6 protein-coding genes are annotated in these 7497 nt (G+C 68.8%); 1 reads left to right on the top strand and 5 read right to left on the bottom strand.

Features of this window, described 5'->3' with window-relative positions; all coding sequences use genetic code 11:
* Nucleotides 1-5: 5 nt before the first annotated feature.
* A complete protein-coding gene (locus tag GTY96_RS30655; RefSeq protein ID WP_161666575.1) occupies nucleotides 6-2396 on the bottom strand; it encodes a 3-hydroxyacyl-CoA dehydrogenase/enoyl-CoA hydratase family protein in 2391 nt (796 codons plus the stop codon).
* A gap of 128 nt (nucleotides 2397-2524) precedes the next feature.
* On the opposite strand from GTY96_RS30655, the gene GTY96_RS30660 reads away from it, so the two are divergent.
* A complete protein-coding gene (locus GTY96_RS30660; RefSeq protein WP_161666576.1) occupies nucleotides 2525-4279 on the top strand; it encodes a M1 family metallopeptidase in 1755 nt (584 codons plus the stop codon).
* 7 nt (nucleotides 4280-4286) lie between these two features.
* On the opposite strand, the gene GTY96_RS30665 is transcribed toward GTY96_RS30660, so the two are convergent.
* From GTY96_RS30665 to GTY96_RS30680, 4 genes are all read right to left on the bottom strand, one after another.
* Nucleotides 4287-5165: a DNA-methyltransferase gene (locus GTY96_RS30665; protein WP_143909375.1), complete on the bottom strand. Its 879-nt coding sequence runs from the start codon at nucleotides 5163-5165 to the stop codon at nucleotides 4287-4289.
* Between the two features lie 229 nt (nucleotides 5166-5394).
* Nucleotides 5395-5643 carry a 50S ribosomal protein L31 gene (rpmE, locus tag GTY96_RS30670; protein ID WP_143909378.1) on the bottom strand — a complete coding sequence of 83 codons (249 nt, stop codon included), beginning with the start codon at nucleotides 5641-5643 and terminating at the stop codon, nucleotides 5395-5397.
* A 191-nt stretch (nucleotides 5644-5834) separates the two neighbouring features.
* Complete coding sequence (locus tag GTY96_RS30675; RefSeq protein ID WP_161666577.1) at nucleotides 5835-6293, bottom strand: hypothetical protein; 459 nt, start codon at nucleotides 6291-6293, stop codon at nucleotides 5835-5837.
* Nucleotides 6290-7497: alpha/beta fold hydrolase (locus GTY96_RS30680; protein ID WP_161666578.1), on the bottom strand; the 1208-nt coding region annotated here is incomplete at its 5' end. The genes GTY96_RS30680 and GTY96_RS30675, both read right to left, overlap by 4 nt.

Genomic DNA, 7497 nt, shown 5'->3' on the forward strand with positions numbered 1-7497 from the left:
TCGCGCTAGTTGCGCAGGGGCTTGCCCTTCTCGAGCATGAACATCATGCGGTCCTGGGTCTTCTCCTCGCCGATGAGGCTCAGGAACGCTTCCATCTCCAGCTCCAGCAGCTTGTCTTCCGTCACCAGCACGGAGGGGCTGGTGTCGCCGCCGGAGAGCACGCGCGCCAGCTTCTGCGCGATCTTCCGGTCGTGGGCGCTGATCTGATTGTTGAGCTGCATGTCGTACAGCATCATGTCGATGGTGGCCGCGCCGTTGGGGCCCGGCAGCCGGAAGCGCGTGGGACGCGGCGGGCGGAAGCCGCCGTTCGCCAGGCCCAGCACGCGCGACTTCGCGTCCGACAGGAGGAAGTCGCGGTTGCCCGTGATGCCGTCCTGCTGCGACAGGAAGCCGAACTCGCGCGCCTCTTCCGCGCTCGTCGCCACCTTCGCGGTGCCGATGGCCAGGAACACCTTCTTGAGGAAGGGCAGCGCGTCGAAGTCCTTGTCCGCCGCGTAGGCGCCGAACACGTTGCGCAGCAGCATCATGGTGCCGCCGCCGCCCGGGATGAGGCCCACGCCCACTTCCACGAGGCCCATGTACAGCTCCGCGCTGGCCTGCACCGCGTTGCCACCCATGGTGACCTCCGCGCCGCCGCCCAGCGTGAGGTTGAAGGGCGCCGTCACCACGGGCACGGGGCTGTAGCGCATGCGCTGGTTGGCCTGCTGGAACGCCGACGCCATCTTGCGGATGGAGTCGAAGTCCTCGCTCTTGGCCGCCATCAGCATGGCCATGATGTTCGCGCCGGCGGAGAAGTTGGAGCCGTCGTTGCCGATGACCAGGCCCTTGAAGTTCTTCTCCGTCTCGTCGAGCGCGGTGTTCATCATCGCGATGATGTCATCGTCGATGGAGTTCATCTTGGAGTGGAACTCCAGGAGCGTGGCGCCGTCGCCCATGTCCCACAGCGTGGCGCTGTCGTTCCCGGTGATCTTCTTGTTGCCGCGCTTCAGGTACTCCACGCGGAAGGTGCGCGCGTTCTCCACGACGGGCTTCACCGACTTGGACGGGATGTCCCAGTAGGTGTCACGGCCGTCCTGCACGCCGTAGAAGGACGTGCGGCCCTTGGCCAGCATCTCCTCCACCCAGGCGGCGGGCTTGAGGCCCAGCGCCTTCATGCGCTCCACGCCCTTCTGCACGCCGTACGCGTCCCAGACCTCGAAGGGGCCCAGGTCCCAGCCGAAGCCCCAGCGCACGCCGCGGTCCACGTTGACCACGTCGTCGGCGATCTCCGGGATGCGGCGGCTGGAGTAGGCCAGCACGTCCAGGGTGACGCGCTCGGCGAACTTGCCGGCCTTGTCGTCCGCGTTCATCACGGACGCCACGCGCTCCGAGACGTTCTCGATCTCCTTCGCGGCGCCCAGCGAGTCGAAGCGCACCTTGGCCTGCGGCCGGTACTCCAGCGTCTTCAGGTCCAGCGCGAGGATGTCCTTGCCGCCGGAGGAGCGGTCCTTCTTGTAGAAGCCGCCGCCGGTCTTGTCGCCCAGCATCCCCTTCTCCACCATCTTCTGGAGGAAGTCGGGGGCGGCGAAGACGTCGCGCTCCTCGTCGTGGGTGAGCGTGTCGTAACAGTTCTTCGCCACGTGGGTGAACGTGTCCAGGCCCACGATGTCCGCGGTGCGGAACACGGCGGACTTGGGGCGGCCCATGGCCGGGCCAAAGATCTTGTCCACCTCTTCGATGGACAGCTCCGACTTCTGCATCTCGGAGATGGTCCGCATCATCCCGTACACGCCGATGCGGTTCGCGATGAAGTTGGTGGTGTCCTTGCCGTAGACGATGCCCTTGCCCAGGACCTCTTCACCGAAGCGGTGGATGGCGTTCACCACCGCCGGGTCGGTCTGCTGGCCCGCCACGAGCTCCAGGAGCTTCATGTAGCGCACGGGGTTGAAGAAGTGGGTGACGAGGAAGTTCTTCTTGAACTCCGCGCCGCGCCCCTCCGTCATGCCCACGATGGAGAGGCCGGACGTGTTGGAGGAGATGATGGCGTCCTTGCGGGCGTGCTTCTCCACCTTGGCGAACAGGGCCTGCTTGACGGCCAGGTCCTCCTTCACCACCTCGATGATCCAGTCGCACTCCGCCAGGCGATGGAGGTCGTCCTCCAGGTTGCCCACTTCGATGGCCGCGAGCACCTGCTCGGACACGATGGGGCTGGGCTTCGCCTTGCGCAGGTTGGCCAGGGCCCCTTGCGAGAACTTGTTGCGGAACGCCTTGGAGGCGGTGTCCTCGCCCGGCGCGGCCTTGGGCGGAACGATGTCCAGCAGCAGGGCGCGCACGCCGGAGTTGGCCAGATGCGCGGCGATGCCGCTGCCCATCACGCCAGCGCCAAGCACCGCCACTTTTCGGATCCGGGTCGTCATCGGAAATCGGCTCCCTTGAAAGGAAGTAGGGGACTGCACAAATGTAGGCGATTGACCCGGAAGTCAACCGGCATTGCCGTCGGGTGTGCTCGCCAGGAGGTCGCCTCCCCGACTACAAGTCAGCCCCCATGGCTCGCCTCGACCCACACTCGTACAACGACAGCACGCAGCCTGAGACCGAAACGCTGGACTGGAAGGCCCGCGTCGATTTCCGGACGCGCCGCCTGCACGCGGAGGCCACGCTGACCCTCAAGGAGGCGTCAGCGGGGCCCCTGGACCTGGACACCCGCGACCTGGACATCCGGGCGGTGGTGGATGCCCAGGGTCGTCCCTTGCCCTACATCCTCTCCCCCCCGGAGGCCATTCTGGGAAGCCGGCTGCGCATCGAGCTGCCCGCGGGGCTGAAGCAGCTGACGGTGCGCTACCGCACGTCCCCGGAGGCGAGCGCGCTGCAGTGGCTGTCCCCGTCGCAGACGGCGGGAGGGCAGCAGCCGTTCCTGTTCAGCCAGTGCCAGGCCATCCACGCGCGCAGCGTGGTGCCGCTGCAGGACACGCCCCGGCTGCGCATCCGCTACCGCGCGTCGCTGCGCGTGCCCAAGGGGCTCAAGTCCGTGATGGCGGCCTCGTTCGTGGGCCGCGAGGAGCACGGCGTGGAGGCGGAGGAGCACTTCGAGATGCCGCAGCCGGTGCCGCCGTACCTGCTGGCCTTCGCGGTGGGGAGCCTCACGTCGAAGGAGCTGGGGCCGCGCTCGCGGGTGTGGGCGGAGCCGGAGGCGCTGGAGGACGCGGCGGACGAGTTCGCGGGCGTGGACGACATGCTGCGGGCCGCGGAGTCGCTGTTCGGGCCGTACGACTGGGAGCGCTTCGACCTGCTGCTGATGCCGCCGTCGTTCCCGTACGGCGGCATGGAGAACCCGCGCCTGACGTTCCTCACGCCCACGCTCATCGCGGGGGACAAGAGCCTGGTGAACGTGGTGGCGCATGAGCTGGCGCACTCGTGGACGGGCAACCTGGTGACGAACGCGTCCGCGGAGCACTTCTGGCTCAACGAGGGCTTCACGGTCTTCGCCGAGCGCCGCATCCTGGAGGCGCTGGCGGGGCCGGAGGTCGCGGCGCTGCACGCGGCGCTGGGGCGCCGGTCGCTGGACGAGGCGCTGCACCACTTCCGCGCGCACCCGCAGCTGACCGCGCTGCGCACGCACCTGTCGGGCGTGGACCCGGACGAGGCCTTCTCCCAGATTCCCTACGAGAAGGGCTACCTGCTGCTGCGCGCGCTGGAGGACGCGGTGGGTCGCCCCGCCTTCGACGGCTTCCTGCGCCGCTACCTGGCGACGTACCGGTTCCAGGCGCTCACCACGGAGGAGTTCGTCCGCTTCACGGAGAAGGAGCTGCCGGGCGCGCTGGCGAAGGTGGACGCGGAGGCGTACCTGAACCGGCCGGGCGTGCCGGACGGTGCGCCCCGGCCCCACTCCGCGCGGCTGGAGGCGTTGGACAAGCTGCGCGGGAAGGTGCCGTCCGAGGACGACGTGAAGGACTGGACGCCCACCGAGTGGCAGCTCTACCTGGAGTCGATGCCGGCGGACGCGGCTCGGGACGTCTTCCAGGAGCTGGACGCGCGCTACGCGCTCACACAGAGCCGCAACTCGGAGGTGCTGGTGGCGTGGCTGGTGGCGGCGCTGCGCGCGGGCTTCGAGCCGGTGCTCCCCCGGGCCGAGGAGTTCCTGGGCGAGGTGGGCCGGATGAAGTACCTGAAGCCGCTCTACAGCGTGCTCGCCTCGTCGCGCGACCACCGGAAGGTGGCGCGCGCGGCGTTCGAGAAGCACGGGGCGCGCTACCACCCCATCGCGCGGCAGGGCGTGGAGCTCATCCTCGCGCGCGCGTGAGTCGGGGCTACTTCAGGGCCGCGTCCAGGCGCTTCTTGGACAGGGTCAGGTACTCCGGGTTCATGTCGATGCCCACGTAGCGGTGGCCGTGCTTCAGGGCGGCCACGCCGGTGGTGCCGCTGCCGTTGAAGGGGTCCAGGATGAGCGAGTTCTCCGGGCAGCTCGCCTCCAGGATGCGCTCCAGCAGGGCCACCGGCTTCTGGGTGGGGTGGCTGCCGAAGGCCTTCTCCTCGCCGCGCGGGGCCGTCTGGGTCCACATGCGGCCGGCGCCGTCGGCGGTGAGCTCCTCGTCACCGTTGCGCGGCAGGGCCCACACGTCGCGCATCTGCTTGCCGCCGTTCTCCTGCTTCATGCGCTGGTAGTTGAAGACGTGCTGGAGCTTGCCGCCGGACTTCGGCGAGGCCCAGATGAGCAGCTCCGTGGAGTGCGTGAAGTAGCGGCACGCCAGGTTGGGGCTCGCGTTGGGCTTGTACCAGGTGACGGTGTTGAGCAGCTTGTAGCCCAGCTTCTGCATGGCGAAGCCGGCGTTGAAGATGACGTGCTGGGTGCCGCTCACCCACAGCGTGCCGCTGGGGCGCAGCAGGCGCTGGCAGGCGGCGAGCCACTTCGTGGTGAAGGCGTGGTCCTCCTCCACCCCGCGGGAGACGTCCCACTGGCCCTTGGCCACGGAGACGCGCTTGCCGTTCTTGCAGGTGGTGCCGCCGTTGGACAGGAAGTACGGCGGGTCCGCGAAGATGAGGTCGAAGGACTGCTCGGGCAGCTGGGCCATCAGCTCCAGGCTGTCGCCCTGAAGCAGCGTGTAGGCCTCCCCGCGCTTCGCGAAGACGCTGTCGTTCTGGGAGCGTCGGACAATCTTCAGGGCAGGGGCAGCAGCTTCCGCGAACATCACGCCTCCGTCTTTGGGACAGACGTCTTTGGGACGCGGCGGACTGTGCGGTCACTTGGGTGCTACGTCTAATTTCCTGCCTGTATTTGGCTGTAGCACCGGAAGCGCGCTCGAAAACTTGACGCGCGCGGAGGGTTGAAACACCGCGAGCAGGGCGGGAGCGCCTCTGTCTTTCGAGGCCCTCCACGACCTGCTCGTGGGTTACCGCGGATGCTGTCGAACGGAAGGACTACGCCTTCTCGGGCTCGGCGGCCTTGGCGCCCTTCTTGGCGGCCGGCGCGTTGTTCGCGTACTTCTTCTTGAAGCGGTCGATGCGGCCGGCCGTGTCCAGCAGCTTGTACTTGCCGGTGAAGAACGGGTGGCAGTTCGAGCAGACTTCCACGCTGAACGAGCCGCGGGTGGACTTGGTCTCGACGACGTTGCCGCAAGCGCAGGTGATGCGGGCGGGCGGATAGACCGGGTGCAGTTCGGGCTTCATGTGCTTCTCTCCAGTGCGCCTTGCCCCCACCCAGGATGGGTTGGGAGGTCCAGCGTTGTAGGTGGGTCGGGGCTTATAGCGACCGCCCCGCTCTTTCTCAAGGATGCGCGAGGCCCCCGGGGGTTTCCCCAGGGCCGTCCCCGGGGGAGGAGCCCCCGGACCCGGCCGGGGGACGGCCAGGGGGGCGGGGGCTAGGTGGGACTGGCGGTGGCGGCCGGGGGGAGGGCCTTCGCCGGGGGGGCGGCCCGCCACAGGCGCTTCGCGGTGAGGGCCATGAACAGCCCCATGGTGCCATTGAGGTACAGCCAGGCGATGTGGAGGTGGTGCTTGGTGGTCCAGAACCACACCATCATGGCCAGGTTGAGGACGTAGACGAGCGCCACCACGCCCAGCGCGGAGAGGATGCCCGCCCGCCGCTTGAAGATGAGCAGGGCGATGGTGAGCGGGTTCAGGACGGTGAACAGCTCGTTCACGACCACGAACGGCATGGGCTGGGGGTCGGCCGGATCATTGGCGAACAGACCGAAGGTCTTCACGATGTAGACGTGCGCCAGGGTGCCGACGGAGAAGCACACGAACCAGACGGCCAGGATGAGGCGGTTGGGCCATGGCGAGCCCGCGCGGGATGTCTCAGATGTCTCAACGGTCATGACTTCTCCTCCAACAAGGCCTCGCGTAGCAGCGCGGCCACGTGTCGCACGTACGGCTCCTGCATGAGCTGGTGGTGTCCCCCAGCAACGTCCTTCACGTCCAGTCCCCCCCGCACCAGGGGCTCCCAGCCGCGGTGGCGGGGCACCCCCGGGGTGGGTGGCGCCTCCGTGGCGGCGAGGAGCAGCGCCGGGCCCTCGTAGGGCCCCGGGACGTAGCGGTCCATGGCGCGAAGGTTGGCCTGGTAGACGCGGAACAGGGCGCGCAATTGCTCGCGGCCGGTCGCTTCTTCCAGGAGGTGGGCCTGGATGCCCACCGCGAGGAGCGTGCCCAGCATGGCCTCGTCGTCCATGCCCTCCAGGGCCTCCTCCGACACGGGCAGGGTCAGGGAGAAGGCCTGGGCCACGGTCTGGGCGAAGGCGACGCGCACGCGTCCGTCGGGGTCCTTCGCCTGGGCCTCTCCGGGAGGCGGCTGCACCCCGGGAACGAAGGCATCCACGAGCGCCAGGAGCCCCACGGACTGCCCCTCCGCGCGCAGTTGCCGGGCCATCTCGTAGGCGATGGTGCCGCCGAGCGACCAGCCCGCGAGGAGGTACGGCCCTTCTGGCTGTTCGGCGCGGACGGCGGCCCGGTACAGGGCGGCCATCTCCTCCACGGTCTCCACCACGGCATGGCCGGCCTGGAGCCCTCGGGCCTGGATGCCGATGACGGGCTGGTGGGGGCCCAGCAGCCTCGCCAGCTCCGGGTACGCGAGCACGTTGCCGCCACCCGGGTGCACGAGGAACAGGGGCCTGCGTCCCGCGTCACCCTTCTCCAGCGGAACGAGCGGAGACCATCCTCCTGCTTCGTCGCGCAGCAGCTTCGCCAGTTCCTCCACGGTGGGATGCTGGAACAGCGCGGCCAGGGACACGGGGTGCCCCAGGTGCTCTCGAAGCGCGGCCACCATGCGGACCGCGAGCAGGGAGTGGCCGCCCAGCGCGAAGAAGCTGGTACGCACACCGACAGGCCGCACGCCCAGGACCTCCTCCCACACCTTCGCGAGCTGGGCTTCCAGTGCGTCGCGAGGCGCGACGAAGTCCTCGGCCCGGGACGCGGAGACGTCCAGATCCGGCAGCGCCTTGCGGTCCACCTTGCCGTTCGCGCTGAGCGGCAGTGCGTCCAGGACGCAGATGGCCGACGGCACCATGTACTCCGGCAGCTCCTTGC

The organism is Corallococcus silvisoli (assembly GCF_009909145.1).
GTDB lineage: Bacteria > Myxococcota > Myxococcia > Myxococcales > Myxococcaceae > Corallococcus > Corallococcus silvisoli.